Origin of the sequence: Sphingomonas sp. NIBR02145 (assembly GCF_027359115.1) — a bacterium.
Classification (GTDB): Bacteria; Pseudomonadota; Alphaproteobacteria; order Sphingomonadales; family Sphingomonadaceae; genus Sphingomonas; species Sphingomonas kyeonggiensis_A.
Map to the genome: position 1 here is coordinate 476673 of NZ_CP114791.1, position 26580 is coordinate 503252.

Sequence of the window (26580 nt, forward strand, 5' to 3'; positions counted from 1 at the left end):
TGCGTCGCAAATGGCGATGAAATATATGCGTGACTTAATATTGTAAATTACGATGCGATAATGATTTTGTTATATTATAAAATGAATTTGACGTAATCTTGGGGTGCCATATGCTCCGCCGAAACGCGGCGTGTTACCGCATCCGTCTCGGCATTTGCCTCGCAACGGCAATCCGCCTAACCACCGCATCATGTTGGCGGGGCTGATATTTGCGGTCGAGGAGGCTGAGGGCCGCCCGGGGACTTTGATGGCGACGCTGCCGTTCGGCGGCATGACGTTGCTCGAATATCAGGCGCGGCTGCTGTTCGGCGCCGGCACCGAGCAGGTGCTGGTCGCGGTCGGCAAGATGACCCCGGCGTTGCTCGCGGCGGTGAATCGCGCCGCCAAGCGCCATCCCCGCATCGAGATCGTCCGATCGGCCGAGGAAGCCGCCGAGAAGATCGCGCCCGGCGCGCAGGTGCTGGTGATGGCTGACGGGCTGGTCACCACCGATCCGGTGATGGACCGGATGGCCAAGGCGGGCGGCGAGGCGCTGCTTGTCACCGATGATCCGACATCGCCCGCCGCGATCGAGCGACTCGACATGCGGGACAGCTGGGCGGGGATCGCGCGCATCTCGCTGGAGCAACTCACCCAGATCGCCCAGATGCCCGAGGATTATGATTTCCAGTCGGCGCTACTGCGGGTCGCCGCGCAATCGGGCGCCGAGCATGTAGGGTTGACCGCGGGCTGGCTGAAGGGCGGCCATGCCGTCGAGCGCAGCATCGAGGGGCTGGCTGCGCGCAACACCGGTGTGCTCGCAGCACTTACCGAGCGCCGCACCGACTGGGCGGATCGCTGGGTGTTCACCCGCGCCGCGCGTATCGTCCTGCCGGAACTGGTGGGGCGGAACGTGCCGGGCTGGGCGGTGAGCGTCGGTGGCGGCGTGGTTTCGGCGATTTCGCTGGTCTGCACCGCGATGGGCTGGGTCGGTGCGGGCAGCGTCGTCGCGCTGCTTGGTACCGCGACGCTCGCCACGGGCGCGGCGATGGCGGTGCTGCGCGGTGAGGACAAGCGCGCCGGGTTGCTCGAATGGGCGATCTTCGCGCTGTTCGCCCTGATCGTGCTGCTCAGTGGCTGGGTGGAATTCGCGGCCAGCGGCAGCACGACGCCGCCGGTGCTCGCGCTGGTTGCCGCAGCTGCGCAATGGCTGGTCGAACGCGTGCCAAGCCGGCCGAAGCGCTGGTGGTCGAGCCCCTCGGGGCACCTGCTGGTTTTTTCGCCCTTCGCATTGTCCGGATTCGCGACAATCGGGCTTGCTGCAGTTGCGATATATTCCTTCGCCACGCTCGCTGCGGCAGTTGAGGGTACGCGCGAAAAAGCTTAGTCTCGTCTTAAGGACATTTCCGTTAGCTTGGGGTCGATGTCGGAGAATCCCATCGACATGCGCGATGGCCTGGCTGTCAGCGCCCGGGAGCTGCTCGCACGTGCGGCGGCTGCGGAGTTGCGCGCCTATAAGGGTCTGATGGTCGCCGTTGATGATTTCTTCCTGCCCGAAGAGGCCCGGCTCGACGAGCATAGCCGCGCAGGCCTGGCCGCGCTGTTGCGCGGGCTCGTGGAGACGGTGGAAGGCGAGATTCGCGAGCATGCCGTACGGTTGTTGACCGGGCGCAGCGAGACCCTGCTGGTCGCCAAGCTGATCGAGCCGGGCAATTCGGTGCTCGCACGACTGTGGAATTCCGGGCTGCTCCGTGATGGCGAGCTGATGGGCGAGCTGATCGCGCGGGTGCGCCAGGAGATGCTGGGCGCGGCGCTGCCGATGAGCGCGCCGGACGATCCCGAGCGGCCGAGCCTGATCAACCGATTCGTCCAGCATCCGGACAGGGTCGTCGCCGCCAGCGCGATGGCGGTGCTGATCGCCGAAAGCCGGCGCCGGGGCAGTCCCGAAGTGGGACAATTCCAGACCGAGCTGCCCGCCGAGCTGCACCACCGGCTGGTGTGGTGGACGGCGGCGGCGCTTCGGGAGCGCGTGGTCGATGCCAGTGAATCGCTCGATCGCGTCTTGTGCGACGCGGCGCAGCGCAGCCTTGCCGCCTATGATGAGGGCGATCGGCTCGAAGCCGCCGCGATGCGCTTCGCCGCCGCAATTGATGCCCAGCCGGACGAGCTCCCGGCCATGCTCGTCGAATCGCTGGGGGACCGGCGGATCGTGCTGTTCATCGCGCTGCTCGGGCACGGCATGGGCGTGCCCTATGAGCTGGCGCGTGACCTGGTGCTGGATCCGGCGGCGGACCGGCTATGGCTTGCGCTGCGGGCGCTGGATATCGGTCGCGAGGGCGTGGCCCAGGTCGGCTATGCGCTGAGCGAAGCCGATCCGCGCCGCGACCTCGAGAAATTCGCCGACACGCTCGATACGATCGCCGCGATCGCTCCGGCCGAGGCGCGCGCCGCGCTGGCGCCGCTCAAGCTCGATCCGGATTATCGCGCTGCGTTGATCGCTCTCCAGCGGGGAGGGGCGAAGTGAACATCATCGATCCCTCGCTGCCGCTGTCGATCGCCCGGCTCGATGCCGAAGGGCGGCTGATCGATGCCGAAGCGCGGCTGTTCGAGCTGAACATGCGCGCCGGCGGCAATATCGGTACCCCGCTGGCGGTGCCGCAGATCGCGACGCTGGCGCGTCTCGCGCAGCGGCTGGGCATCGCGATCTCGCGCAATGTGATTGCCGCCGATGGCGAGGACGATCTGGAGCTTTGGGTGCGGGCCGAGCCCGAACAGGGCGGGGTGCGGCTCGAAGTGAGCGGCTGGCGGCTGCGGCCGGGCTGGCGCGCGCCGGCGAGCGAGCCCGAGCGCGACGGCGATTTCTTCCGTTCGGCGGCCGACTGGCTGTGGGAGACCGACGCGTCGCTGCGCATCACCTTCCTCTCGATCGAGGCCGGCGCCCGCTATGGGTTCGACAGCTCGACCATGCTGGGCCAGCCGCTCACCCGGTTGTTCCGGCTGGAGCAGGACGAGGCCGGCGAACTGCCGATCCTGACCGCGGTGGCGGCGCAGGGCCGGTTCGACGGGCAGAAGGCCGAACTGCGCGGGACGGGGCGGATGGTTCGCCTCGCCGCGACGCCGCGCACCGATCCGGGCGGGCGCTTTGCCGGGTTCGTCGGCGCGGCGCATATGCTCGACCAGGTGGGTCCCGCCGCGCCCAAGATGGATGCGCCGGTACCGGCCGCCGCGGTGCCGTTCGGCGGCTTCCCCGATTCCTTCAGCCAGCGGCTCGATCGTGCGCTGCGCGGGCCGCTCGGCAAGATCATCGCCAACGCCGATTCGATCAGCGCGCAGACCGAGGGGCCGCTCAAGCCCGACTATGCGGAATATGCCAGCGACATCGCCAATGCCGGGCGGCACCTGCTCGGGCTGGTCGATGACCTGGTCGACCTGCAGGCGATCGAGCGCGACGATTTCGACACGGCGGACGAGGAGATCGACCTGGCCGATGTCGCGCGTCGCGCCGCCGGGTTGCTCGCGGTGCGCGCGGCCCAGGCCGAGGTGCGGATCGACCGGCCGGCGATGGACGAGCATGTGCCCGTGCACGGCGAGTTTCGCCGGGCCCTGCAGGTGCTGGTCAACCTGATCGGCAATGCGGTGCGCTATTCGCCGACGGGAGCGATGGTGTGGATCCGGCTCGAGCGCGACGACAGCCACGGCCATGTGATCGTCGCCGATCAGGGCAAGGGCATCGCCGAGGCGGACCAGGAGAAGATCTTCGAGAAGTTCGGCCGGGTCGATCCGACCGAGCCGGGCGGTTCGGGCCTTGGCCTCTACATTGCCCGCAGGCTTGCCCGGGCGATGGGCGGCGACCTGATGGTCGACAGCGCGCCGGGGCAGGGTGCCCGCTTCGTGTTCAGCCTGCCGATCCGGCAATAGGGCGCCCGCCGGTCCGGCGGACGCCCCATCACTATTCCGGGTTAGCGACGGCAGACCGTCACGCGATGGCCACGGCGCCACTCGTTCCAGCAGACGCGGCGGCTGTGATAATAGCGGCGGTCATAGCCATAGCCGCGACCACGATCCCAACCGCGGTGACGGCCGCGATCCCAATGGCGGCGATCATAGTGACGATCCCGATAGCGCTCGCGGTAGCGCCAGTCCTGCGCGGCGGGCGCCGCTGCGGCGAGCGCGATCACGCTGGTGGTCGGTGCCGGCGCGGCGGCGGCCGGCGTGGCGGCACTGGCGATGCCGACAGTGGCAAGCGCGGCCGCGGCGATCAGCTTGGCAAGGTTCATTGCAACTCTCCATTCCTCTCTATTCCCGCAAGAGAGAACGTTAGAGTCGCGATCGAGTCGCGTTGCTGAACCCGTTGGTAGGCGGAGGTTAAGGTAGATCGCGCTCCGCCCGGCGCGCGGCCCTGCGCTCGGCGCGGGTGGGGACGAGGCGGACGCCGCCCACCAGGATCGCGCTGAGCAATGCGATGATCCCGCCGCGTACGACCCAGGTCTGGCTGCCGATCATCGGACTGGAGCTCGGCGCACGCAGCACGCCCAGGCCCTGGAGCATGAACACCACGCCGGCAATGAAGCCGAGGATGCCGATCAGGAGCAGGATGTTCTGGCGCATTCGGGCGACTCCAACGAGGCGTGGAATGGTTAACCCAATTTCCGGGGCTGGCGAAGGCGGGAAACGCCCGGCCAAATCACATCGTCACCCTGAACTCGTTTCAGGGTCCAAGGTGTCTCGGGCGATATCGCTGGAGGAAAGTTGGATGCTGAAACAAGTTCAGCATGACAGGCTTTGGGCCTGTATCCCGTCATCCCCGCCTGTCTGGCGGGAATGACGGGAAGGGTTTGCCTTAGCGCTGGCCGACCGGCACGTAGTCGCGCTGCGTCGGGCCCGTGTAGAGCTGACGCGGGCGGCCGATCTTCTGCTCGGGATCCGAGATCATCTCGTTCCACTGCGCGACCCAGCCCACGGTGCGGGCAAGGGCGAAGAGCGCGGTGAACATCGTGGTCGGGAAGCCGATCGCCGAGAGGATGACGCCCGAATAGAAGTCGACGTTCGGGAACAGCTTCTTCTCGATGAAGTACGGATCGTTGAGCGCCATTTCCTCGAGCTGCAGTGCAACCTCGAAGACGGGATCGTTGACCTTGAGCGCATCGAACACTTCGCGCACGGTCTTCTGCATCACAGTCGCGCGCGGATCGTAGTTCTTGTAGACGCGGTGACCGAAGCCCATCAGGCGGAACGGATCGTTCTTGTCCTTGGCGCGGGCGATGTACTCGGGGATGCGCTCCGGACGGCCGATCTCACGCAGCATGTTGAGCGCCGCTTCGTTGGCGCCGCCATGCGCCGGGCCCCACAGGCAGGCGATGCCGGCCGCGATGCAGGCGAACGGATTGGCACCCGAGGAACCGGCGAGGCGCACGGTCGAGGTCGAGGCGTTCTGCTCGTGATCGGCATGGAGGATGAAGATGCGGTCCATCGCCTTTTCGATGACCGGGTTCACCTCATATTCTTCCGCCGGCACGCCGAAGGTCATGCGCAGGAAGTTGCCGGTGTAGCTGAGCTTGTTGTCCGGATAGAGGAACGGCTGGCCGACGCTGTACTTGTAGGCCATCGCCGCGATCGTCGGCATCTTCGCGATCAGGCGATGCGACGCGATCATGCGCTGCTTCGGATCGGTGATGTCGGTCGAGTCATGGTAGAAGGCGGAGAGCGCGCCGGCGACGCCGCACATCACCGCCATCGGGTGCGCGTCACGGCGGAAGCCGCGATAGAAGGTCGCGAGCTGCTCGTGCAGCATGGTGTGGCGGGTGATCGTGTTCTCGAACGCGGTCAGCTCTTCCTGGTTCGGCAGTTCGCCGTTCAGCAGCAGATAGCTGACTTCCATGAAGCTCGAATGCTCGGCGAGCTGGCCGATCGGATAGCCGCGATGGAGCAGGATGCCCTCGTCGCCATCGATATAGGTCAGGCCCGATTCGCACGACGCGGTCGAAGTGAAGCCGGGGTCATAGGTGAACTTGCCGGTCTGCCCATAGAGCTTGCGGATGTCGATGACGTCCGGTCCGACGCTGCCCGAAAGGATCGGATATTCAACATCCTTCCCCGGAACCTGCAGCTTCGCGGTGTCGCTCATAAACGTCGTCCTATGTTTGGGCCGGGCCTGGGATCAGGCCGGCACGGTCATCTGGTCTGCGATGCGAGCCAGGCTCTCTTCGCGTCCAAGCAGCGCTAGGACGTCAAAGATGCCCGGAGATGTCCGTCGCCCGGTGAGCGCCGCGCGCAGAGGCTGCGCAGCCGCACCAAGCTTGACACCCGCATCTTCCGCAACGGTGCGTACCGCTGCTTCGAGCGCCTCCGTATCCCAGCTTTCCACGCCGTCAAGCGCGGTGTGCAACTGAGCCAGAAGAGCCCGCGCGTCGCCCTCTAGCAGAGCCTTTGCGCCCTCGTCCAATTCCAGTGGGCGAGTGCGAAAAAGGAAACCGGCTCCCTCGGAGAGTTCGAGGAGATTCGCAGCGCGCGGCTTCAGGGCCGCCATGCTGCGGCGCAGAAGGTCGGCCTGCGATTCCGAAAGTTCGAAACCGAGTCGCGCGGCAACCAGGCTGGCCAGTCGCGCATCGTCAGACGCGCGGATATAATGGCCGTTCAGGCTCTCGAGCTTCTTGAGGTCGAAGCGCGAGGGGCTGCGGCCAACGCCGGACAGCTCGAACCACTCGATCGCCTGTTCGCGGCTGATGATCTCGTCATCGCCATGTCCCCAGCCGAGGCGGAGCAGATAGTTGGACAGCGCCTCGGGCAGGATGCCGAGCGCGTCGCGATACTCGTCGACCGCCACCGCGTTCTTCCGCTTCGACATCTTGGTGCCGTCCGGATTGAAGATCAGCGGGATGTGCGCGTATTCGGGCTCTTCCCAGCCCATCGCGCGATAGATCGGCAGCTGGCGGAAGGCATTGTTCAGGTGATCGTCGCCGCGGATCACATGGGTCACGCCCATGTCGTGATCGTCGACCACCACCGCGAGCATATAGGTCGGCGTGCCGTCCGAACGGAGCAGGACGAGATCGTCGAGCTCGGCATTGTTGACGGTCACCGGGCCCTGGACATGATCCTCGATCGTCACCGCGCCTTCGCGTGGCGCCTTGAGGCGGATGACATAGGGCGCGCCTGCGGGGGCTTCGCTCTCGTTACGGTCGCGCCAGCGGCCGTCGTAGCGCAGCGGCTGCTTGTTCGCCTTCTGCTCGGCCCGCATCGCCTCGAGTTCCTCGGCGGTGGCGAAGCACTTATAGGCGTGGCCATTGGCGAGCATTTCGCGCGCCACTTCGGCGTGCCGCGCGGCGCGAGAGAACTGATAGACTTCCTCGCCGTCCCAATCGAGATTCAGCCAGCGCATCCCGTCCAGGATCGCCGAGATCGCCTGATCGGTCGAGCGCGCGCGATCGGTATCCTCGATGCGCAGCAGGAACTTGCCGCCATGGTGGCGGGCGAACAGCAGGTTGAACAGCGCAGTGCGCGCACCGCCGATGTGAAGGAAACCCGTAGGCGACGGCGCGAACCGCGTGACAACCTGTTTCGCACCCGTATCAGATGTTGCGCCCAACCGAGCTTGCTCCCAAACTGTGTTTCCGATGGCCCATTCAGCCACCGAGGGCGCCCCTAGCACGGGGTTCACCTCCCTTCAAATGGGGGGAGGGGCAGTGTTTCGCCAGATTGGAGCTGCAATCGAGCATTGGCTGGAAGCCGAGCGCGCGCAATTGCCGCTCTGGCTGCCGGTGGCGCTGGGCGGTGGGATCACCGCCTGGTTCCTGCTGCCGGACACGTCGCGCTGGATCGGTTTCCTGCTGGCTTCCTGCGCCGTGGCGGTGCTGGGATTGGCGCTGCCCGGTCGTTTGGGGCGCGCATTGCTGCTCGGCGGACTTGCGATGGCAGCCGGCTGCACGCTGATCTGGTGGCGGGCCGAGCGGGTGGCGGCGCCGGTGCTGGCGCGTCCCGCGGTGGTGGAGATTACCGGACGCGTGGTGCGGGTGGAGCGGATGCCCGCACGCGAAGTGGTGCGGGTGACGTTGCTGCCGGGCCGCACAGACCTGCCGCCGCGGGTGCGGGTGAACCTCGAGACGCGGGACGTGCCTGCCGGCCTGGCGCCGGATGCTGTGGTGAAGCTGCGTGCCCGGCTGATGCCTCCAGCCGAGGCCTCGGTACCAGGTGGCTATGATTTTGCGCGTACGGCGTGGTTCGCTGGACTTGGCGCTACCGGAAAGGGCTTCGATCCCGTCGAGGTTGTGACGCCGGCGCGGGCGGCGGGCGCCGATCTGCGGGCGTCGCTTTCGGCGCATATCCAGTCGCGAGTCGAGGGCAGCGCGGGCGGTATCGCCAGTGCGCTCGCCACGGGTGACCAGGGGGCGATCGCGGAGGGCGATGTCGAGGCAATGCAACGCTCGGGGCTTGCGCACCTGCTTTCGGTGAGTGGGCTGCACGTGACCGCGGTGACCGCGGCGGCAATGCTGCTGGTGCTCAAGTTGCTCGCCCTGAGCCCGACCCTGGCGCTGCGTTGGCGGCTGCCCCTGGTTGCGGCGGGGGCAGGTGCGCTGGCGGCGATCGGCTATACGCTGCTCACGGGCGCGGAAGTGCCGACGATCCGCTCCTGCGTCGCCGCCCTGCTGGTGCTGCTGGCGCTGAGCCTGGGGCGTGAGGCGATCACGCTGCGGCTGGTTGCGGCGGGTGCGGTGATCGTGCTGCTGCTTTGGCCCGAGGCGCTCGCGGGCGCGAGCTTCCAGCTGAGCTTTGCGGCGGTGACGGCGATCGTCGCATTGCACGAGAGTCCATTCATGCACCGCTGGTTCGGCAAGCGCGAGGAGGGGCGGGGCGCGGCGTTGCTGCGCGGTATCGGTTCGCTGCTGCTGACCGGCGTGGCGGTGGAGCTCGCGCTGATGCCGATCGGGCTGTTTCATTTCCACCAGGCCGGGATTTACGGCGCGCTCGCCAATATCGTCGCGATCCCGCTCACCACCTTTGTGATCATGCCCCTGGAAGCGCTGGCGCTGCTGCTCGATGTGGCGGGGCTGGGCTGGCCGGCCTGGTGGCTTACCGATCAGGCGCTGCAGCTGCTGCTCTGGATAGCACGGACCACGGCTGCCGCGCCGGGCGCGGTCGCGGCGTTCCCCACCATGCCGGGCGGCGCCTTTGCGCTGATGGTCGCGGGCGGGCTGTGGCTGGCCCTTTGGCGGACGGGCGTGCGCTGGGCGGGGGCGGTGCCGCTTGTCATGGGGTTGGGCTGGATGCTCGCCACGCCGGCGCCGGATCTGATCGTGACCGGCGACGGACGGCACCTCGCGATCCGCATGGCGGATGGCAGCATGGCGCTGCTGCGCGATCGGGCGGGTGACTATACCCGCGACATGCTCGCGGAAACCGGCGGCAGCGATGTCGAACCGGTTGCCTTGTCCGACCAGCCGGGGGCTGCTTGCAGCCTCGATTTGTGCCTGATCGAGCATCGTGCCGGGGCGCGGGTGTGGCGGGTTGCGGCGACGCGGAGCGGCTATGCCTTGCCCTGGGCCGAATTCACTACGCTATGTCGCAAGGTCGATGTGGTGATCAGCGACCGGCGCCTGCCGGCGGGCTGCGCGCCGCGCTGGCTCAAGCTCGATCGGCCGCAGCTGGCCAGGACCGGCGGGCTGGCGATTGCCTTTGCCAGCGGTCGGGTGGCGATGGTGCGTGGCGGAGGGCGGCATCCCTGGCGCGACCCGCCGAAAGTGCAGCCGGTCTATGTGCCGGAGCAGGGACTTGCACCTGTCCGGACACGAAATCGCTGGCGCTGACAGGGGCTTCGGGTTCTCCTCGGAGCATGATCCGGAACCCGAAGAAAAGCGACACGATCGAAGTGCGGCTGCCCCATGCGGTGAAGCGCGCCTTCATGGAGCAATGCCGGGCCGAAGGGCGGACGGCGAGCGATGTGGTGCGCGGCTATGTCGATGCGCATCTCGCCGGCGACGCGCCTGCGCCAAGCCGGTTGCGCCGCTGGTGTCGCCCCTTGGCCGCCGCAGGGATGATCGGGGCGATCGGGCTGGCCATGCCTGTCGCGGTGACTGCCGCACCGGATTTCCGGCCGAGCTATGCCGCGTTCGATCGCAATCATGACGGAGTGCTCACCCCCGACGAATTCGGTCCGAAGCGCGCCGAGCCGCGAATCCGGTGCGGAGAGCATCGGGTGATGGCGCTGCCGCTGCGCCGGGCCTCGATGCCCGATATTCGCGGGTTGCGGCCCTTTGCCATTTCCGCGTCCGACTTCACCCTGGCCAAGGCCGATGCCAATCGGGACGGCAGGGTCAGCTTCGCCGAATTCGCGGCGCACCGGCTCAGGATGTTCCGCGCCGGCTTCAACCTGCTCGATGCCGATCATGACGGCACGCTTTCGCCCGCCGAATATGCCGCCGCTTGGAACCTGTTCCGATTCCTCGGCCGGCAGCCCGATGTGGCGCCGTTCCAGGAACTCGACCGCAATGGCGACGGCAAGGTCGCCTGGAACGAGTTCCTGGCCTGAGCCTCAGTACTTGCGCAGCAGGCCGGCCAGCCGGCCCTGCACGCGGACCTGATCGGGACGGTAGCGCTGGGCGTTATAGTCGCGATTGGCCGGATCGAGCCGGATCATCGCGCCTTCCTTGCGGAAATACTTCAAGGTCGCCTCGGCATCGTCGATCAGCGCCACGACGATCTCGCCGTCGCGCGCCGTCTCGGTACGGCGGATCAGCGCATAGTCGCCGTCGAGAATGCCGGCCTCGACCATCGAATCGCCGGCCACCTCAAGCGCATAATGCTCGCCCGAGCCGAGCAAGGCCGCCGGAACCGGGAGCATCGACGAGCCTTCCAGCGCCTCGATCGGCGTACCCGCGGCGATGCGGCCGTGGAGCGGGATCTCGATCACATCGTTCGCGGGAACTGGTATCTGGGCCGCAGGGGAGGGATTCGAAACGGCCACCGCGGGGGCGGCGGACCTGGCCGCAGCGGCCGGCTTCGCATCGCCGCGCTCGGGCATGCGGAGCACTTCGAGCGCGCGGGCGCGGTTCGGCAGGCGGCGAATGAACTCGCGCTCCTCCAGCGCAGAGATCAACCGATGCACCCCCGACTTCGACTTGAGATCGAGCGCTTCCTTCATTTCCTCGAACGAAGGCGAGACGCCGGTCTCGGCAAGCCGATCGGCAATGAAGCAGATGAGCTCGTGCTGCTTGCGCGTGAGCATCCGGTTTCTCCTGGCGTGGAACAGACTGCGAACGTTTATGCAATGTTCCGCGCGCTTGTCAAGCGATGTCGAGGATTTCCGCCGAGTCGCCCGTTTTCGCCTCCGGCGCCCCGGCCGGACGCACGATCAGGCACGTCGCCCGTGCCAGCGTGCGCAGCATCGAGCTGTCCTGGATCGTCGCGGCAAAGGCGCGGCCCTCGACCAACTCGGCGCGGAGATAGTCAGCGCGCGCGCCCGTGGCGGGCAGCGGTTCGCCGAGCGGCACCGACCGGCTGCGCGGCAAGGGATCGGCGGCCCCCGCCAGATGCGCGACCAGCGGCCGCACGAACAAAGTCGCGGTGGCGAACACCGACACCGGATTGCCGGGCAGGCCGAGCAGCATCGCCTCGCCGAGCCGCCCGGCCATCATCGGCTTGCCCGGGCGCAGCGCGATCTTCCAGAAATCGATCTCCGCTCCCGCCGCGAGCAGCGCCGGGCGAACCAGGTCATGATCGCCGACCGAGGCCCCGCCGGTGGTGACGAGCAGATCGCAGTCGAGCGCGCGGAACGCGGCCTCGAGCACGCCCAGGCGATCGGGCAGGATGCCGAGGTCGATCAGCTCGACCGGAAGATCGGCCAGCATCGCGGTGAGCAGCAGCCGGTTGGTCTCGGGGATCTGGTCGGGCCCGAGCGGCGCGCCTGGCGGAACCAGCTCGTCGCCGGTGGAGAGCAGCGCAACCCGGACCTTGCGGCGGACGGGCAGGGTCGCGTGGCCGGCCAGGGCGGCAAGCGCGAGGGCGGCGGAGGTGATCCGGGATCCGGCGCGGAGCAATACATCGCCCTCGCTGAAATCGAGCCCGCGCGCACGGACATTGCCGCCAAGGCGCAGCGGGCCTTCGCCGGCAAGGGTGAGGCGGTCGCCCTCCCGCGCGGCTTCCTCCTGGACGAGTATGGTGTCGGCACCGGACGGCAGCGGCGCACCGGTGAAGATGCGGACGGCCTGGCCCGGGGAGACCTCGCCGGCAAAGCCACGCCCGGCAGCGCTCTCGCCGATCACCTCCCACGGGCCGGGCAGGTCGGCGAAGCGGATCGCATAGCCGTCCATCGCCGACAGGGCGGAGGCGGGCTGGGTGCGGAGGGCGAGAATGTCTCGCGCGACCCAGCGCCCGGCGGCCAAAGTGATCGGCACCTCCTCCTCGGCAAGCGGGGCGGCGCGCACGAACAGGCGCTGCTGGGCTTCGGCGACGGGGACGAGGGCGGCGGCCATGGTTGGTGACTAGGGCAAGCGGGCGGGGGTGCGCCAGTAGATGGTGAGGCCGAAGGCAGTCTTCATCTCGGTCACAGTGGAGCGCCTTGTACGCTGTTATGGGGCGACCCGAACTCCGTTATTCCTCGACTACGTGGACCTTGCACGGATTGCGATAGGACGGGTCAGGCTTAAGGCCCAGCTGTTCAATCAACGCATCTTGGTCTTCGTCGTGATAGATTCCCGTGAAATTAGGACCGAAGACTTTGTGGACCAAGTCAGACCCCAACCGAAACTCCGATTGCGGCGAAAGGCCGGTCAGCCGCGCCAATGCAGCACGCGTTGTGGGTCCTGCCTTCCCGTCGATTGACCCGGCGTAGAGGTTTTGGTCGCGCAATCGCTGCTGGATCGCCTTGATAAGAACTGGATCGTAGTCTGCCAGCGATGCTCTGTCCCAACAGGTTTCCGCCTTTGCGGTGCCGAGTGCCAAGGGCGCGGCAGCCGACATGGCGAGGGCAAATATTCGCATAGGAACGCTGATCATGTTTTAGCCTCCTTCATTTAGCTGCTTCCAGCAGGGCCAGAGCGCGGCGTGGCCAAGGATCGTCGACATCGAATAGCCCGATCTTGGATTGCAATTCAGTAGCCAACGCCCGGGCTCGATGGCTCGGGTAGGAGGAGCTCAACACATCCATGATCGCTACTTGCAGCGGATAAACGGCATAGGGATCGGCCTGCCGCACAGCATCGATTGCTGGCGCTGCGGGGAGACCGCTGCGCGAAAGCGAGGCTGCGCGTAGTGCTGCTGCATCCTGCTGCACGACCGCATTTGCCGATGTCGTGCGCCCCACTGTAGCGAACAACCGTGCGGCCTGATCATAATCACCGCGATAATATGAGATCATTGCACCGGAAAAAGATGCGATCTCATTCGACTGCGTGCCGATATCGTAAAGATAAACCCATCCTCGGCGACGGTCAGGTGTCACCAGAGACGTCCAAGGTCCATCGTGTTCCAGTGCGCGCATGGTTGGTCCTACCTCTGGTCCCGTGCAAACGCGTGTTTTTGTTGGGCAGAGCTTGAGGGCGCTTGGTGTACTAAATAGTGCTACTACGTCGTGTCTTAGAGGCACTGCCCCCATGACGTATAGCTGGCGAGGGGCGCCAAGTGACAGAGTTCGTCCGTCGCGCGACACCCTCCACAGGGCCTGAGGTGGCGCTGCCTCGTCCTCAAGCTGCCGAGTTAGCAGATAAGCCTGAACGACAACGTCCGGTCCCACCGCTCGGGCGCTGCCCCACAGGATCATGTCAAGGTCGCGATTTTCACGAAGCGTCGATGCCGCGGTGCGCGCCGCATTGCCCGGCAGCACATCGTCTGACCAAATGACCAGCCCGCTTCCAAAGTCGCGGTTGACGGGGTTTGGCCAAGGTTTTTTGCGAAGTGTGCGCCACACTGCGAGATTGAGCGTCGCTGTTACGTTCGCGCCAATCGTTCCCTCGGCTTCGAAGCGAGGAAGGTAGATTGTGACATCCGGTAATTGTTGCGTTGCTGGCGCAGCTCCGCCGAATAGCGTTAACAGCAGCGCCCCGGCACAGATACGAAGCCGCTTCATGCCCGCCCTCGGCAGCGGCTCCGCAGGTCCGCCTGAATACCCGCTTTGACAACGTCTACAGACGTAAGCGTGGGAGGTAAGGCGTTGGCCAATAGTCCAGCCTGTTGAAGCAGGCGGCAACTCGTGGAAGGGGTGCCCGCCGAATCCACCGATAGTGCGTAGAGCGCGACTACGATTACAAAGTTGCTCGACCTTTCGTATGAACCGCCCTCAATATGCTGGTTGATCGGGATTGCGATCGGTAGACGCCCGTTCAGCCGCCCCAAGAAGATATTTCCTTGGAAGGTTGAGAAATTGGTCGAGCGGCTGCCATGGCCTACCACGATCTGGATGGCGTTGCGTTGCTCCCAGCGTTGCTTAATTAGGTTCGCCGAAGGCAAGCTCGCCTGCGGTGCTGCGGCTACCTGAATGCGATCGCCGGCTGCCAATCTCAAGCTGGCATCCCACGCCAAAATATTCTGAACCTTTTCCTGTAAGGCAAACACCCACTGGCGGACATGCTCTTCCAGATTCCGGTCAGTACTTTGTGCGTATACTAAATCGATGTTGAGTCGTGTGGGTAGAACTTGACTCCTCGCAGGTGCGATTGCTGCAAGTGCCGGGATCAGAGTCAGCCAACGGGACAGGGGCATGTCAGCTTCTCCTTGCGCTGTTGCACTTCGCCGAACTCCAGTACATCCAATGTGACAGTGTAGCGGCAGGCTTCCCCGGGACTCGCCGTGGGTGGTTGCCCTAGTGCGGAACTGCCTATCCCGAACGATGTGATTTGCGGCTTGGAGGGGGCGATTATCTGTGCGCCCTCCTTTGCCGGGTTGGTAAGGGCCCAGTCACTCGTCCCAGTAGCGCTCGTGCGACGTAGGGTTCCGTCAGCGACTACAGCCGGACGGTTGCCCAAGTTGGTCAACCCGATCGCTACCTGATCGATCCTGCATTGTATCGGCAGGGCCTTAACTTTCGAGTAGGCTGAAGAGGTTCGATCGTGAACAAAGCTATAAATAAGCGCAAACAATGGAAGTGAACTTATCAATGCAGAGAAGCTAATGTCATTTTTCCAGCGGGCGCTGGTTGTTTGAAAATTCTCACAAATCTTGCAGTATATAGCGCCGGTATTGATTGGTTCCTTGCAAAATCTGCACAGCTGTGGCGTTGGATCTGAAGCTAAACATGGATTAGACGGCTCAGTGCTCATGTCATTCTCGTTCAGAATGAGCCGAGGCTCCCTGTGGCGCCTTGGCTGTCGCCTTCTCACGCCGTCAGCAGTTCCACCTTCTCCTCGGGCGTGTCCTCGACCTTCTGCATCGTGTTGATCGAGATATGCGGCCACACGATGCGGCCGGGCAGGCCCGCCGTCCGCGGATCGAAATCGATCATCACGATCTGGAGATATTGCAGGCGCAGCTTCGGCTTGCCCCGGGCATCCTTCTCGGCGAGTTCCTGAATCCAGAAGGTCGAGCGCATCGACGATGCGTTGGCATGCTTGACCACGAAGGGGATGTTGTGGATCCCGCCGGTCTCCGCCTCGGTATCGACGTCGAGGACAGTGGTGCGGACGATGTCGACGCCCTGATTGGCGGCCTGGAGCAGCGCGGCGGGGTGGACCGGATCGAACAGGCCCATGAACGGGTTGTCGTGGAAGTGCCTGTAGGGTGCGAGATAGCGGCTATCGAGGTCCTGCTTCACCTTGAGCGGCAGTCCGCTGACATCGGGAATGACCGGCGGGCCATCGATCGGCGGAACGCTCCGCCCGAGCGCCAGGACCGCATCGCCGTGCGGCACGGTCGACAGCCGGGCGATGTCGAAGCCGTCGGTGAACTGGTCGAGCATGTTGAGCCACAGGCCGGGCTCGTGGTGGATGGTGTTGCCGGGCGGGCTGGTCGGCCCGAGGACATTGCTGTGCGGAAAGTCCGCCGTCGCGATCTGGTCGGTGACCTGCTCATAGTCGAGCGCCATCAGCGACTGGTCGGCCTGCTTCCCTAGGGCGTTCAGCCCGCGATTGGGGACGCCCTTGTCGACAAGGTCGAAGACGAGCGTCTCGTTATACTGGTTCATCAGCAGGCGATAATCGAGGATCGAGCCGGGTTCGGATTCGAACGGCAGGGCGATCATGTTCCAGCCATGGCCCTCCAGCCCGCCTTCGTTCTTCCACACGCCCGGCAGCAGGCCGAGCGGGCCGAGAAGGGCTTCGCCCTCCTGTGCGGCCCGGATGACGCGGCCGCCGCCCTTGAGGGCCATGAGCGTCTTCTTGCTGAATGCCATCGCTGTTCCCCTTTTCCCGGATGATCGGATTGGTTGCGGCTAGATGCCTTCGACCAGCAGCCTGGTGTCGGGCAGCTTCTCGAGGCGCGGGATCTCGAGGTCGGGCCGCGCCATGCGGGTGAGCGCGTTGAGCGCCGCGGCGATCGCGCCTTCCTGCCAGCCGGGCAGCGACGACAGCTGGTCGCCGACGACGAAGAACACCGGATCGGAGAGCTTGCCCCTGGCATCGTGGATGCCGGTGCCCTGGCTCAGATTGTTGAAATGATCGGCGGCTTCCTTCGCGGGGCCGACCGACTGCCAATAGGCCCAGCCGCCCTTGATATAGGGCATGTTCTGCCACGCGATCGCGAGGCCGTCGTGCAGGCCGTTGCCGAACTTCACGCCGAATTTCCGCGCGCCCTCCCGCGCCAGGTCGAGCCGGTCCTTGACCGTCATCTGGCCCCATTCATGGGCGACCTGGCCGAAATTATAGGCGCCGGTCAGCACGCCCTTGCGGTCGTGATAGGCGGTGGAGGGATACCAGATCTGGACGATTTCATGCGAGGTCCAGCTGATCCCGCCGAAGATCGGCACGACGCCTTCCTCGGCATCGGGCGCGACCAGCGTGGTGAGCTTGAGGTCGCCGGTGTGCCGGGCGGTGATCAGCTTGCCCTGCCACAGCGTGCGATCGCCCTGCCAGCCGACCTTGGTGGTCGCGGCGAGGAACTTGTCCTGATACTCGCCCTTGTCGTTGATGCGGGGGCGGGCCTGCGCTGCGTAGACCGCCTTGAGCCCCTGCTTGAACGGCAGGTCGAAGCCGCTCTTGTCGCCGCCGCCCTGCAATTCCTTCGACAGCAGCTTCTCGAGGAACGGGATCGCGATGTTCGAGAAGCAATAGTCGGCGCGGTATTCGATCGTCTCCTTGCTGCCGATCCTGGCGACCTGGACGACGAATTCCTTCGTCTTCGCGTCCCAGGCGATCGAGGTCACCGGGCTGTTCAGGTGGATCGTCCCGCCCAGGGTGGCCACCTGGCGGGCGAAGGCGCGCTGGACCTGATCCATGCCGCCCACCGGCTGGAAGATCGTCTGCTGCCACAGGAAATCGACCGGCTGGTAGAAGCGGGTCTGCGCCCAATATTCGGACTTGAGCAGGTCCTCGAGCTTGATCGCCTTGGAGATCTCGCCCGCCGCGACGCCGGGAAGCACGTCGAAGCCGGCGCGCGAGATCGCGTTCTCGAAGCCCGGATTGCCCGAGGTGGGCGCATAATTGCCGTTCTCGTCGAGCTCGCCGAAGCTGATCATCAGCGACTTGAGCTTCGCCGCCAGCCCCCGGCGCTCGTTCGTGGGGATATCGAGGCTGGTCGCCTCGAGAAGCTGGGCCGCGTTCTCATGCACCAGCTGCGCGATCCAGCCGCGCAGATTGTGATCGATCTGCCGATAGACGCGGGGCTTTCCCCGTAGCGCGCCCTTGTCCATCTGGACGAGGTTCGACATCGAGTTCATCACATAGACTTCGACCGCGACGCCGAATTCGCGAAGATAGCTGAGCAGCCGTTTGTGCGCCGAAGGAATGCGGCCGGGGCCGGCGTTGAGATAGGGCTCGGCGTCGCCGACCGGCCATTCGAAGCGGACGACCTGCGTCTCGCCCGGCTCGGACCCGAACAGCGCATCGTCCTTGTCCTCGGTCAGCGTGTCGCCGGTGCGCAGCGACATGCATCGCCCGCCCGTGCGGTTCTGCGCTTCGAGAACGGTGACCTCCATGCCGGTCTTGTGGACCAGCAGCTCATAGGCGGTGGTCAGCCCGCCGACGCCGGCGCCGAGGATCAGCGCGCGCTTGCCCTTGAAGCTGCCTTCGTCCAGCCGAACCGGCCCCGGGGTGATCCGCAGCTGCTCGTTGGTCGCGTCGTCCAGTTCGGCCCATGCGCTGGCATCGGGATGCGATCGCAGAAAATCCGCGCGGCTGATCTTGGTCGACATGTCGCTCTCCCCCCGGGATCCGTCGGACAGGATCCGTCAGTGAATTTCAAAATACCGGGCGGCTGGCGACCAAGGATCACCGCCGGTTCTTGTTGCGCCAGGCGCCAGATACTGGCGGTCCTGCCCAGATCATTTGCTGCGACTCGTTGGCCAAGCATGCATTATTGGGAAGAAGACAAAACAGTTTTTGGAACCGATATGCAGTTACACTGTGCCTTTTGGTGCAAAGTGCGGGCGAAATCCGCCTAACTGCTTGCGGCAGAAGCTTTCGATAAAATCCCTAGCTGGTTATTTAGCACGAGGAGTGCGTGCGTCTCGCGCGCCAGGGACAGCGCCGATGGCGCGCGCGGCATCCCACTGGCGCAAGCAGCGCGCAGGATGACAATGCCGGCTTTCGGGAAAGGGCCTCTAGGCCCCGATGCGTTGCAGGTCCCCGGCCTTGAGCGGCAGGCGGAATTCGCAGAGGAAGCGGTGGCGGTCGTCGGTTTCGATCACCGAGGCCGGGCCGCCGCCGATATTGGGCAGCGAGATCCACAGCTGGGCGCCATTGGCGAAGGGCGCGCGGCTTTCGAACTCGACGAGCTGGGGGGTGATCCCGCGCAGCTTGACGTTCCACCAGCGCACGCCCTCGCGGACACGGGCCGGAACGTCGAGGCGGATCGCCTGCTTGTCCGGGATCAGGCCGGTCGGCTCCTGGATCACGGCCATGCGAGTGTGGTGCGACGGGGTCTGCTGGGCCTGGCGCAGCCAGGGCATCAGCACCTGCCAGGGCAGGTCCTCGCCGAAGGCGACGCCGGCAAAGCTGCCCTGCGACCATTTCACCACGCCGTCGAGCGGGCGCAGGCCGTCGAAATTGATCTGGACCGGATCGCCTTCCTGCAGCGCGATGTCGGTCTCGAAGCCGCAGCCGCCCTGGGAGAGGTTGCGGCTGCGGGTGAACTCGACCTGGTTGCCGCGGCGCACGCAGATCGTCTGGTGCAGCTCGACGCGCGGCACGCTGCGGCGCTCGGCGGGGAGGCAGGCGAGGTTGCGGGCGAGCGTGCTGACCACGTCGATCGGCGTCTCGAACAGGAAGCCGGCGGCGCCCTGCTCGGTCCAGGCGATGCGGCCCGGCAGCGACTGGCCGTTGGCGAGCGCGAGGTGGAGGCCTTCGGACTCGACGATCTCATCGTCGAGATGGAGCATCGCACCGGCAGCGCTCAGCTTGCGCAGCGAGCAGGGCAGGCGGGTGGTCTCGCCGACCAGCACGGCGGAATCGAAGGCGGCGTGGTCGCCCGGCTCCGCAAGCATCTGCGCCCCTGGGGCTTCGCCCGAGAGGCTGAAGATGGTGGAGGACGCAAGTCCCTGTCGCATAAATGTTTTTTCCCGACCCCGCTCGACGGTGATAGTGCGGGGCCGGGTCTGAAGGCGGGGTTAAGCCGCAGGGTTGCGAAATCCCTAATATACCCCCGAAACGATCAGTCGCGATCGGGCGCGCCGAGCGGGAAATAATGGCGATAGGGGCGGGCATCCTCGACGCAGCGGACGACCGAGGGACGGGCGAGCAGCCGGGCGCGATAGGCGCGGAGGCTGGCCAGCGCCGCGGGGATCGGGCGGACCCAGTCGGCATAGAAGAGCGAGGGCGCGGCGGCGCAGTCGGCAAGGGTGAAGCTGTCGCCGACGGCCCATTCCCGGCCGGCGAGATGGGCGTCGAGCCAGGCATAGATCGTATCGAGCCGGGCCATCGCCTCGTCGAGTGCGATGGGGTCGCGGCGTTCCGCGGGCAGCATCGCGTCGATCACGGGCTTCTGCATCATGCCCATGACGTAGTTGTCGAAGATCCGGTCGAGCATCCTCGCCTGCACGGCGAGATCAGGGTCGGCGGGGATCAGCGCGACCGGGCCCGGATGGTGGACGTGGAGATATTCGATCACCGCGGTCGCCTCGACCACGGTACGATCGCCCTCGGCGAGGACGGGGAAGAGCTTGAGCGGCCAGCGGGCCTCGAGCTCCTGCGCGGCGCCCGGTTCCTCGAGGTTGCGGAAGGTGAGGGGGATGTCGTTCTCGTAGAAGGCGATCAGCGCCTTCCAGGTGTAGGATGAGAAGGGGTGGCCGAAGAGCTGGAGCGGCATGGCATCCTCTTATAGTTAGGTATTAAGCTAAGTATCTTGGCGTGGGGGTGCTGTCACGCGAATTTTTCGCTGCGGCCCTTCTTTCTCCCCTCCCTGCAAGGGAGGGGCCGGGGGTGGGTTGCGAGCGTAGCGAGCCCAGCGAGCCGGTGGTGACAAAGAAAAGGCCGGGCAACGAGCCCGGCCTTTTCTAACCCACCCCTACCCCTCCCTTGCAGGGAGGGGAATTTGAAGCCCCTCAGGCCACCCAGTCGCCCGACTTGCCGCCCTTCTTGGAGAGCAGGCGGATCTCGCCGATGGTCATGCCCTTATCGAGCGCCTTGGCCATGTCGTAGAGAGTGAGCAGCGCAGTGGAGACGGCGGTGAGCGCTTCCATCTCGACCCCGGTCTGGGCCTCGGTAGCGGCGGTGGCCGTCACGGTGACGCCGGTTTCGTCGGGGGCGAGGTCTACCGCGACCCTGGTCAGCGGCAGCGGATGGCAGAGCGGGATCAGCTCGGCGGTGCGCTTGGCGGCCATGATCCCGGCGATGCGCGCGGTGGCGAGGACGTCGCCCTTCTTCACCGCACCGGCGCGGATCGCGGCGGCGGCTTCGCGCGACATCTCGATCCGGCCGCTGGCAACCGCCTCACGCGCGGTGACGGCCTTGCCCGCGACATCGACCATGCGCGCGGCGCCGGTCTCGTCGAGATGGGTGAGGTCGCTCACCCGACCAGCGCCCGGGTCGCCGCCTCGACATCGTCCTGGCGCATCAGGGACTCGCCGACGAGGAAGCAGCGGATGTCGTGCGCGGCCATCGCGTCGAGGTCGGCGCGGCTGTTCAGCCCGCTTTCGGCGACGAAGGTGCAGTCCCTGGGTGCCTGGCCGACCAGGTCATAGGTCTTCTGGACGTCGACCTCGAAGGTCTTGAGGTTGCGGTTGTTCACCCCAATCAGGCGCGAGCGCAGCTTCAGCGCGCGCTCGAGCTCGTCGGCGTCGTGCACCTCGACCAGCACGTCCATGCCGAGGCCGAGGGCCGCGTCCTCGATCTCGGCCATCTGGCCGTCCTCGAGCGCCGCGACGATAATCAGGATCGCATCGGCGCCGATCGCGCGCGATTCGAGCGCCTGCCAGGGATCGACCATGAAGTCCTTGCGGATCACCGGCAGATCGCAGGCTGCGCGGGCGGCGATCAGATAATCCTCATGCCCCTGGAAATACTCCAGGTCGGTCAGCACCGAGAGACAGGCGGCGCCGCCTGCCTGATAGGCGCGGGCATGGGCCGGAGGATCGAAATCGGCGCGGATCAGCCCCTTGGACGGGCTGGCCTTCTTGATCTCGGCGATCAGGCCATAGCCGCCGGCGGCTGCCTTTGCGTCCAGCGCGGCCTTGAAGCCGCGCGGGGGCGCGCGGGTGAGCGCCAGGGCCTGGAGATCGGCCAGCGAGGTCGCCTTGCGCCGCGTGGCGACTTCGCCGTGCTTGGTGGCGATGATGGTATCGAGGATCGTGGACATCAGAAGGCGATCCAGCAGGCGAGCAGCGCCTTGGCAAGGCCCTTGTCGATCGTCTCGGCGGCTTCCTCGGCGCCGGCGCGCAGGTCGCTGGCTTCGCCGGCGATGACGAGCGCGGCAGCGGCGTTGAGCAGCACGGCGTCGCGATAGGGGCCATGCTCGCCTTCGAGCAGGCGGTGCAGGGCGAGGGCATTATACTCCGGACCGCCGCCACGGATCGCGACCAGCGGGTGGCGGGGGAGGCCGGCATCCTCCGGGGTGATGCGCTTGGGCAGGCCCGAGCTGCCGATGCTGACGACGACGCTGGCATGCTCGGTGGAGAGCTCGTCCAGCCCTTCCTCGCCCGAGACGATCGCGGCGCTGTCGACGCCGAGCTGCTCGAGCGCCTCGGCATAGATCGGCGCGTAATCCGGGCGGGCGATGCCGATCAGCTGGCGGCGGACATGGGCGGGGTTCGCCAGCGGGCCCATCAGGTTGAAGATCGTCCGGCGGCCGATGCGACGGCGCAGCGGGCCGATCCGGGCGAGCGAAGGGTGGTGCGCCTGGGCGAACAGGAAAGCGATGCCGAGCTCGTTGAGCGATTCCTCGGCACGGGCGCCGGCGCGGTCAAGATCGAGCCCCAGCGCCTCGAGCGTATCCGCCGCGCCCGACTTGGACGAGGCGGCGCGGTTGCCATGCTTGGCGACCGGCACGCCGGCTGCGGCTACGACCAGGCTGACCGCGGTCGATACGTTGAGCGTGTGATGCCCGTCGCCGCCGGTGCCGCAGACGTCGATCGCGCCTTCGGGCGCCGAGATCGGGATGAGGCGGGCCCGCATCGCCCGGGCGGCCTCGGCGATCTCGATGCTGGTCTCGCCGCGCACCGACAGGTCGATCAGGAAACGCTCGATCTCGGGCTCGGCCACCTTGCCGTCGAGGATGTCGGCAAAGGCCTGGGCGGCGGACTCGCGCGCGAGCGGGGACGCGGGATCGGGGAGGAGGGTGAAATTGGTCACTTGGGCTCTATGATTTTCCCAGACGGGGAAATCGAGCAAATTCTGCTTTACCTTGCCTTCCTGAATGTTCCCCGGCGAAGGCCGGGGCCCAGTTGCAATACCGTTCGATAGGTTTGACCACCCAACCAACTGCGCCGAGACTGGTCCCCGGCCTTCGCCTGGGAACTGGATTGGCTGATGTTGAGGGGGTCACCCCTGCTCGATCAAATGCCGCCCCTCGGGGCTGATCGCCAGATCGCGCCAGTCGAGCTCTTCCTGGAGCTGCTCGTACAGGTCCTGGCCGATCACATCGGTATCGCGCAGTTCGTCGAGCTTGTCGCGCTGGGCGGCGACGGCGCAGAGCTGGAGGCGCTGGCGCGCGTCGAACTCGGGGCAGACATTGTCGGCGCCGTTGCGGTCGATCTCGAACTGGCGGCGGGTCTCGTCGGCGACCTTCCCCTGCTCGACTTCCAGCGCGGCGATCGCGGCTTCGGCGAGCTTGCGGCGCGCCTTGTTGAGCAGTTCCTCGCCGTCGCCCTTGCCGGCCAGGCCGAGCAGCTTGATCAGCGGGGCGAGGGTGAGGCCCTGCAGCACCAGCGTCGCCAGCACCACGGCGAAGGCGGAGAGCACGATCAGGTCGCGCTGGGGGAAGTCGTGCGGCAGCGCGAAGGCGGTGGCGAGCGTCACCAGCCCGCGCATCCCGCACCAGCCGACCACCACGCTCTGCGCGAAGCTGGGCGGGGGCAGGTTGCCGCGGATCATCGGGAAGGCGCGGACGATGCCGTTATAGGCCAGCGACCAGGCCATGCGGGTGACGATCACGCCGAGTACCACCAGCCCCGCGAAGATCGCGGCCTCGCGCAGGCGATCGGGCTCCATCTCGGCGACGATCTGGCGCGCCTGCATGCCCATCAGCAGGAAGGCGACGACGTTGAGGACGAAGACGCCGACGCCCCATACCGCGAAGGACTGGACGCGGTTGCGCGCGCTGATCGTCACGTTGGGCGAATTGGCGACGTACATCGCGCAGGTGACGACGCAGAGCACGGCGGAGAGGCCGAGCCGCTCGGCGAGGATCCAGGCGATCCAGGTGTTGACGAACTCGAACAGATTGCCGCCGAACGAGCCGCGGACGAAGGGCATCAGCCTGCCCATCGCCCAGCCGCAGAACAGGCCGAGCGCGATGCCGCCGGGCACCGCGAGGCTCAGCCGGGTGGCGACCATGGCGTCGATCCCGCCATGGCTCTGCACCGCGAGCGCGGCGCCGAAGAGCAGCAGGGCGGTCGCGTCGTTGAGCAGGCTCTCGCCGGTGAGCACCTGGACGGTGCGGCGGGGCAGCGCGGCGGACTGGAGGACGGTGGTGGCCGCGGCGGCGTCGGGCGGGGCGACGATGGCGCCGAGTGCGATCGCGGCGGCGATCGGCAGTCCGGCGAAGGCCCAGCCGATCCAGGCGACCACGGCGGTGGAAAGCAGCACCGCGACCACGGCGAGCGAGACGAGCGGGCGCCACAGCCGGCGGATCGCCGCCAGGGGAAAGTCGAAGGCGGCGTCGAGCAGGACGGGCGCGATGAACAATGCCATCGCGGTGTGCCCGTCGAGCGCGATATTGGGCGAGCCCGGAATGGTCGCGACGATCACGCCGGCGGCGGCGAGCATCGTCGGATAGGGAATCGGAGTCCGTCGCGAGACCTGCAGCAGCAGGACCGCCAGCGCGAGCAGCGCGACGAGGCTCTCGAAGAAGGTCACGGGAGAGAGGCTAGCTCGTTGCGCTCCCGCGTCAAATCCTACTGATGGATGAGCGGCCTTCCGCCACCCCGGACCAGGTTCGGGGTGACGGAAGCCGGTGGCTCAGTTCGCGTTGCCCGGCTGCGCCTGCGCCGGTGTGGCGGCGGGGGCGGCATCGTCCGGCCCATCCTCCGGGCCGTCGAACCCGTGCGGTCCGTGATGGCGGCCATGGCCGCGCGGGGCGGGCGGAATCTCGCCGATGACCAGCTTGCCGTCATGGTTGGTATCGAAGGTGTCGAAGCGGGCATTCGCCGCCGCGACCCATTCGGCGCGGGTGACGACGCCGTCGCCATTGGCATCGGCGCGGGCGAAGGGGCCCATCGGGCCGCGGCCCATGCTCGCCATCGCGATGCCGCCCGCGGCTACCGTGACGAGCACGCCGGCCAGCGTCGCGGCGACCAGCTGCAGCTTGTGGTTCATTTGCACTCTCCATCGGGCCCGGGATCGGGCCATGGTGGAGACAGTGGCGGCGCCACGTCGCGTGGCTATGTCACCGCGCGCCCGAAATTGTCGCAAATATTTGCAGGTTCAGGCGAGCGCGTGCGCCTCGATCCCGGCGAGCTTGAGGAAGTTGGCCAGCATCGCATGGCCATGCTCGGTGGCGATGCTCTCGGGATGGAACTGCACGCTGTGGATCGGCAGCTCCCTGTGCCGGAAGCCCATGACATGCCCGTCGTCGGACGTCGCGTTGACCACCAGCTCCTCCGGAATGTCGGTGACGATCAGCGAGTGGTAGCGGGTCGCGGTGAAGGGGGAGGGGAGGGATTCGAACAGGCCGGTGCCGTCATGCGTAACCGGGCTGGTCTTGCCGTGCATCAGGCCTCCGCGGACCACCGAGCCACCGAAATGCTGGCCGATCGCCTGGTGGCCGAGGCAAACGCCCAGAAGCGGTTTGCCGAGATCGGCGCAGGCAGCGACGAGGTCGAGGCTGATCCCCGCTTCATTGGGAGTGCAGGGGCCGGGCGAGATGAGGAACGCCTGCGCATTGCTGGCAACGGCGTCGCGCGCGGTGAGCGCGTCGTTGCGCACCACCTGCACGTCGGTGCCCAGCTCCATCAGATAGTGGACGAGGTTCCAGGTGAAGCTGTCGTAATTGTCGATGACGAGGATCATGATGCCTGCGCTACTGCTTCTGGAGCGCCACGACAATCGGCCCGATGGGCACGCCGCCGTCGAGGCGATCCGATACGGGATCCCAGAGCCGCGAGACGGCGCCGTCGAGATAGAGGGCGTCGGGCGCGGCGAGCTTGTCGCGGAACAGCCGGGCGAAGCGGCCGAACGACACCGGCTCGTTGCTGATCGCGAACCAGGCGCTGCCGTTCAGCCCCACACCGACGGCGTTGCGGATGGTCAGCGAGGTGCCGTTCTCCGCCAGCTTCGGATGGAGCTGGCCGTTGATCAGCAGCATCGGCCCCGACTGGGTGGCGAAGCGGACGTGATCGGGCTTGTTCGCGGCGAAATCATCGGTGGTGGCGACGTGCCAGCCCTTGGCATCGCCCCAGAACACGCCGTTGGGCTGCATGTGGAAATTGCCCGGGCCGGGGCGACGGTTGAGCGGCTTCTGCTCGGCGCCGTCCTCGACATAATAGCCAATCGGCAGGCCGGCGGCGTCGAACATGCCGGCGTTCATTGCGAAGGCGATGCGCGGATAGCGATCGCCGAGGCGCGGCTGGAGGCCGGTGAAGTCGCGCATCGGGCGGCCGTCGGCACTCTTGTCGACCAGCAGCACGTCATGCTTCTGCGGATCGGCGCGGCAGACGGTGAAGCTGGTGCCCTCGAAGCTGATCTTGCGGCAGGCATCATCAACGCGTCCGCTGGAAGCGCAGGCAGTCAGCGTCAGGAAGGCGCCGGCAACGGCGATCGGCCGGATCATGCGTGCCACTTAGGATGAAATCGCGTTCAGGCAAGCCATGCGCGTGCCTTGGGCTTGCCACAGTGCGGCGGCACGTCCAGCGGCGAGGGGCGTTGTTACGCCAGA

General features: G+C 66.5%; 25 protein-coding genes. 5 read left to right on the forward strand and 20 right to left on the reverse strand.

Annotation, left to right across the window (positions count from 1 at the left end; genetic code table 11):
- Window positions 1-247 precede the first annotated feature (247 nt).
- From O3305_RS02295 to O3305_RS02305, 3 genes are read left to right on the forward strand one after another with little or no spacing between them, the layout of a single operon-like run.
- Window positions 248-1366, forward strand: a complete 1119-nt coding sequence (locus O3305_RS02295; RefSeq protein ID WP_269574969.1) for a hypothetical protein — start codon at window positions 248-250, stop codon at window positions 1364-1366.
- A 36-nt stretch (window positions 1367-1402) separates the two neighbouring features.
- Window positions 1403-2503 carry a DUF2336 domain-containing protein gene (locus O3305_RS02300; RefSeq protein WP_269574970.1) on the forward strand — a complete coding sequence of 367 codons (1101 nt, stop codon included), beginning with the start codon at window positions 1403-1405 and terminating at the stop codon, window positions 2501-2503.
- The gene (locus tag O3305_RS02305) at window positions 2500-3897 is read left to right on the forward strand and encodes a sensor histidine kinase (RefSeq protein WP_269574971.1); all 1398 of its coding nucleotides are present in this window, start codon (window positions 2500-2502) and stop codon (window positions 3895-3897) included. The genes O3305_RS02300 and O3305_RS02305 overlap by 4 nt, the downstream gene beginning before the upstream one ends.
- Before the next feature lie 41 nt (window positions 3898-3938).
- Here the strand turns inward: O3305_RS02305 and O3305_RS02310 are convergent, their stop codons facing one another.
- The 4 genes from O3305_RS02310 to gltX all read right to left on the reverse strand — a co-directional run bounded on the left by O3305_RS02310 (window position 3939) and on the right by gltX (window position 7564).
- On the reverse strand, window positions 3939-4256 hold the full coding sequence (locus tag O3305_RS02310; protein WP_184167169.1) for a hypothetical protein: 318 nt from the start codon (window positions 4254-4256) through the stop codon (window positions 3939-3941).
- Between the two features lie 88 nt (window positions 4257-4344).
- Window positions 4345-4587, reverse strand: coding sequence for a hypothetical protein (locus O3305_RS02315; RefSeq protein ID WP_269574972.1), 243 nt, complete (start codon window positions 4585-4587; stop codon window positions 4345-4347).
- A gap of 232 nt (window positions 4588-4819) precedes the next feature.
- Entirely contained in the window at window positions 4820-6103 is a 1284-nt protein-coding gene (locus O3305_RS02320; RefSeq protein WP_269574973.1) for a citrate synthase, read from the reverse strand.
- Window positions 6104-6136: 33 nt separating this feature from the next.
- The gene (gene gltX, locus O3305_RS02325) at window positions 6137-7564 is read right to left on the reverse strand and encodes a glutamate--tRNA ligase (protein WP_269574974.1); all 1428 of its coding nucleotides are present in this window, start codon (window positions 7562-7564) and stop codon (window positions 6137-6139) included.
- A gap of 82 nt (window positions 7565-7646) precedes the next feature.
- On the opposite strand from gltX, the gene O3305_RS02330 reads away from it, so the two are divergent.
- Window positions 7647-9779 carry a ComEC/Rec2 family competence protein gene (locus O3305_RS02330; protein ID WP_269574975.1) on the forward strand — a complete coding sequence of 711 codons (2133 nt, stop codon included), beginning with the start codon at window positions 7647-7649 and terminating at the stop codon, window positions 9777-9779.
- A 26-nt stretch (window positions 9780-9805) separates the two neighbouring features.
- Window positions 9806-10501 carry an EF-hand domain-containing protein gene (locus O3305_RS02335; RefSeq protein ID WP_269574976.1) on the forward strand — a complete coding sequence of 232 codons (696 nt, stop codon included), beginning with the start codon at window positions 9806-9808 and terminating at the stop codon, window positions 10499-10501.
- Between the two features lie 3 nt (window positions 10502-10504).
- Here the strand turns inward: O3305_RS02335 and lexA are convergent, their stop codons facing one another.
- The 16 genes from lexA to O3305_RS02415 form a co-directional block, all read right to left on the reverse strand.
- Window positions 10505-11197, reverse strand: a complete 693-nt coding sequence (gene lexA / locus O3305_RS02340) for a transcriptional repressor LexA (protein WP_269574977.1) — start codon at window positions 11195-11197, stop codon at window positions 10505-10507.
- Between the two features lie 58 nt (window positions 11198-11255).
- Entirely contained in the window at window positions 11256-12443 is a 1188-nt protein-coding gene (locus O3305_RS02345) for a molybdopterin molybdotransferase MoeA (RefSeq protein WP_269574978.1), read from the reverse strand.
- A 118-nt stretch (window positions 12444-12561) separates the two neighbouring features.
- On the reverse strand, window positions 12562-12966 hold the full coding sequence (locus O3305_RS02350) for a peptidoglycan-binding domain-containing protein (RefSeq protein ID WP_269574979.1): 405 nt from the start codon (window positions 12964-12966) through the stop codon (window positions 12562-12564).
- 13 nt (window positions 12967-12979) lie between these two features.
- Window positions 12980-14035 carry a hypothetical protein gene (locus O3305_RS02355; RefSeq protein ID WP_269574980.1) on the reverse strand — a complete coding sequence of 352 codons (1056 nt, stop codon included), beginning with the start codon at window positions 14033-14035 and terminating at the stop codon, window positions 12980-12982.
- Window positions 14032-14667 carry a hypothetical protein gene (locus O3305_RS02360; protein ID WP_269574981.1) on the reverse strand — a complete coding sequence of 212 codons (636 nt, stop codon included), beginning with the start codon at window positions 14665-14667 and terminating at the stop codon, window positions 14032-14034. The genes O3305_RS02355 and O3305_RS02360 overlap by 4 nt, the downstream gene beginning before the upstream one ends.
- Window positions 14668-15280: 613 nt before the next feature.
- A complete protein-coding gene (locus O3305_RS02365) occupies window positions 15281-16291 on the reverse strand; it encodes a heme-binding protein (protein WP_269574982.1) in 1011 nt (336 codons plus the stop codon).
- Window positions 16292-16330: 39 nt separating this feature from the next.
- Window positions 16331-18247 (reverse strand): flavin monoamine oxidase family protein, encoded by a 1917-nt coding sequence (locus tag O3305_RS02370; RefSeq protein WP_269574983.1) that lies wholly within the window; start codon window positions 18245-18247, stop codon window positions 16331-16333.
- A 408-nt stretch (window positions 18248-18655) separates the two neighbouring features.
- On the reverse strand, window positions 18656-19600 hold the full coding sequence (locus O3305_RS02375; protein ID WP_184167148.1) for a PilZ domain-containing protein: 945 nt from the start codon (window positions 19598-19600) through the stop codon (window positions 18656-18658).
- A 104-nt stretch (window positions 19601-19704) separates the two neighbouring features.
- On the reverse strand, window positions 19705-20358 hold the full coding sequence (locus O3305_RS02380) for a glutathione S-transferase family protein (protein WP_269574984.1): 654 nt from the start codon (window positions 20356-20358) through the stop codon (window positions 19705-19707).
- Window positions 20359-20593: 235 nt separating this feature from the next.
- Entirely contained in the window at window positions 20594-21061 is a 468-nt protein-coding gene (gene moaC, locus O3305_RS02385) for a cyclic pyranopterin monophosphate synthase MoaC (RefSeq protein WP_184167144.1), read from the reverse strand.
- Window positions 21058-21846, reverse strand: coding sequence for an indole-3-glycerol phosphate synthase TrpC (gene trpC, locus O3305_RS02390; RefSeq protein ID WP_269574985.1), 789 nt, complete (start codon window positions 21844-21846; stop codon window positions 21058-21060). Before trpC ends, moaC begins: the two co-directional genes overlap by 4 nt.
- Window positions 21846-22838 carry an anthranilate phosphoribosyltransferase gene (gene trpD / locus O3305_RS02395; RefSeq protein ID WP_269574986.1) on the reverse strand — a complete coding sequence of 331 codons (993 nt, stop codon included), beginning with the start codon at window positions 22836-22838 and terminating at the stop codon, window positions 21846-21848. Before trpD ends, trpC begins: the two co-directional genes overlap by 1 nt.
- A gap of 189 nt (window positions 22839-23027) precedes the next feature.
- The gene (locus O3305_RS02400; RefSeq protein WP_269574987.1) at window positions 23028-24563 is read right to left on the reverse strand and encodes a cation:proton antiporter; all 1536 of its coding nucleotides are present in this window, start codon (window positions 24561-24563) and stop codon (window positions 23028-23030) included.
- Between the two features lie 102 nt (window positions 24564-24665).
- On the reverse strand, window positions 24666-25022 hold the full coding sequence (locus tag O3305_RS02405; RefSeq protein WP_269574988.1) for a hypothetical protein: 357 nt from the start codon (window positions 25020-25022) through the stop codon (window positions 24666-24668).
- 108 nt (window positions 25023-25130) lie between these two features.
- On the reverse strand, window positions 25131-25715 hold the full coding sequence (locus tag O3305_RS02410; RefSeq protein WP_269574989.1) for an anthranilate synthase component II: 585 nt from the start codon (window positions 25713-25715) through the stop codon (window positions 25131-25133).
- 10 nt (window positions 25716-25725) lie between these two features.
- Window positions 25726-26475: a phosphodiester glycosidase family protein gene (locus O3305_RS02415; protein ID WP_269574990.1), complete on the reverse strand. Its 750-nt coding sequence runs from the start codon at window positions 26473-26475 to the stop codon at window positions 25726-25728.
- Between the last annotated feature and the right edge of the window lie 105 nt (window positions 26476-26580).

What these genes read in the sequence shown, in the direction of transcription:
- O3305_RS02295 (WP_269574969.1), top strand. Translation starts at nt 248, where the DNA reads ATGGCGACGCTGCCGTTCGGCGGCATGACGTTGCTCGAATATCAGGCG.
- O3305_RS02300 (WP_269574970.1), top strand. Translation starts at nt 1,403, where the DNA reads ATGTCGGAGAATCCCATCGACATGCGCGATGGCCTGGCTGTCAGCGCC.
- O3305_RS02310 (WP_184167169.1), bottom strand. Translation starts at nt 4,256, where the DNA reads ATGAACCTTGCCAAGCTGATCGCCGCGGCCGCGCTTGCCACTGTCGGC.
- O3305_RS02315 (WP_269574972.1), bottom strand. Translation starts at nt 4,587, where the DNA reads ATGCGCCAGAACATCCTGCTCCTGATCGGCATCCTCGGCTTCATTGCC.
- O3305_RS02320 (WP_269574973.1), bottom strand. Translation starts at nt 6,103, where the DNA reads ATGAGCGACACCGCGAAGCTGCAGGTTCCGGGGAAGGATGTTGAATAT.
- O3305_RS02330 (WP_269574975.1), top strand. Translation starts at nt 7,647, where the DNA reads ATGGGGGGAGGGGCAGTGTTTCGCCAGATTGGAGCTGCAATCGAGCAT.
- O3305_RS02335 (WP_269574976.1), top strand. Translation starts at nt 9,806, where the DNA reads ATGATCCGGAACCCGAAGAAAAGCGACACGATCGAAGTGCGGCTGCCC.
- lexA (WP_269574977.1), bottom strand. Translation starts at nt 11,197, where the DNA reads ATGCTCACGCGCAAGCAGCACGAGCTCATCTGCTTCATTGCCGATCGG.
- O3305_RS02345 (WP_269574978.1), bottom strand. Translation starts at nt 12,443, where the DNA reads ATGGCCGCCGCCCTCGTCCCCGTCGCCGAAGCCCAGCAGCGCCTGTTC.
- O3305_RS02350 (WP_269574979.1), bottom strand. Translation starts at nt 12,966, where the DNA reads ATGATCAGCGTTCCTATGCGAATATTTGCCCTCGCCATGTCGGCTGCC.
- O3305_RS02355 (WP_269574980.1), bottom strand. Translation starts at nt 14,035, where the DNA reads ATGAAGCGGCTTCGTATCTGTGCCGGGGCGCTGCTGTTAACGCTATTC.
- O3305_RS02360 (WP_269574981.1), bottom strand. Translation starts at nt 14,667, where the DNA reads ATGCCCCTGTCCCGTTGGCTGACTCTGATCCCGGCACTTGCAGCAATC.
- O3305_RS02365 (WP_269574982.1), bottom strand. Translation starts at nt 16,291, where the DNA reads ATGGCATTCAGCAAGAAGACGCTCATGGCCCTCAAGGGCGGCGGCCGC.
- O3305_RS02370 (WP_269574983.1), bottom strand. Translation starts at nt 18,247, where the DNA reads ATGTCGACCAAGATCAGCCGCGCGGATTTTCTGCGATCGCATCCCGAT.
- O3305_RS02375 (WP_184167148.1), bottom strand. Translation starts at nt 19,600, where the DNA reads ATGCGACAGGGACTTGCGTCCTCCACCATCTTCAGCCTCTCGGGCGAA.
- O3305_RS02380 (WP_269574984.1), bottom strand. Translation starts at nt 20,358, where the DNA reads ATGCCGCTCCAGCTCTTCGGCCACCCCTTCTCATCCTACACCTGGAAG.
- trpC (WP_269574985.1), bottom strand. Translation starts at nt 21,846, where the DNA reads ATGTCCACGATCCTCGATACCATCATCGCCACCAAGCACGGCGAAGTC.
- O3305_RS02405 (WP_269574988.1), bottom strand. Translation starts at nt 25,022, where the DNA reads ATGAACCACAAGCTGCAGCTGGTCGCCGCGACGCTGGCCGGCGTGCTC.
- O3305_RS02410 (WP_269574989.1), bottom strand. Translation starts at nt 25,715, where the DNA reads ATGATCCTCGTCATCGACAATTACGACAGCTTCACCTGGAACCTCGTC.
- O3305_RS02415 (WP_269574990.1), bottom strand. Translation starts at nt 26,475, where the DNA reads ATGATCCGGCCGATCGCCGTTGCCGGCGCCTTCCTGACGCTGACTGCC.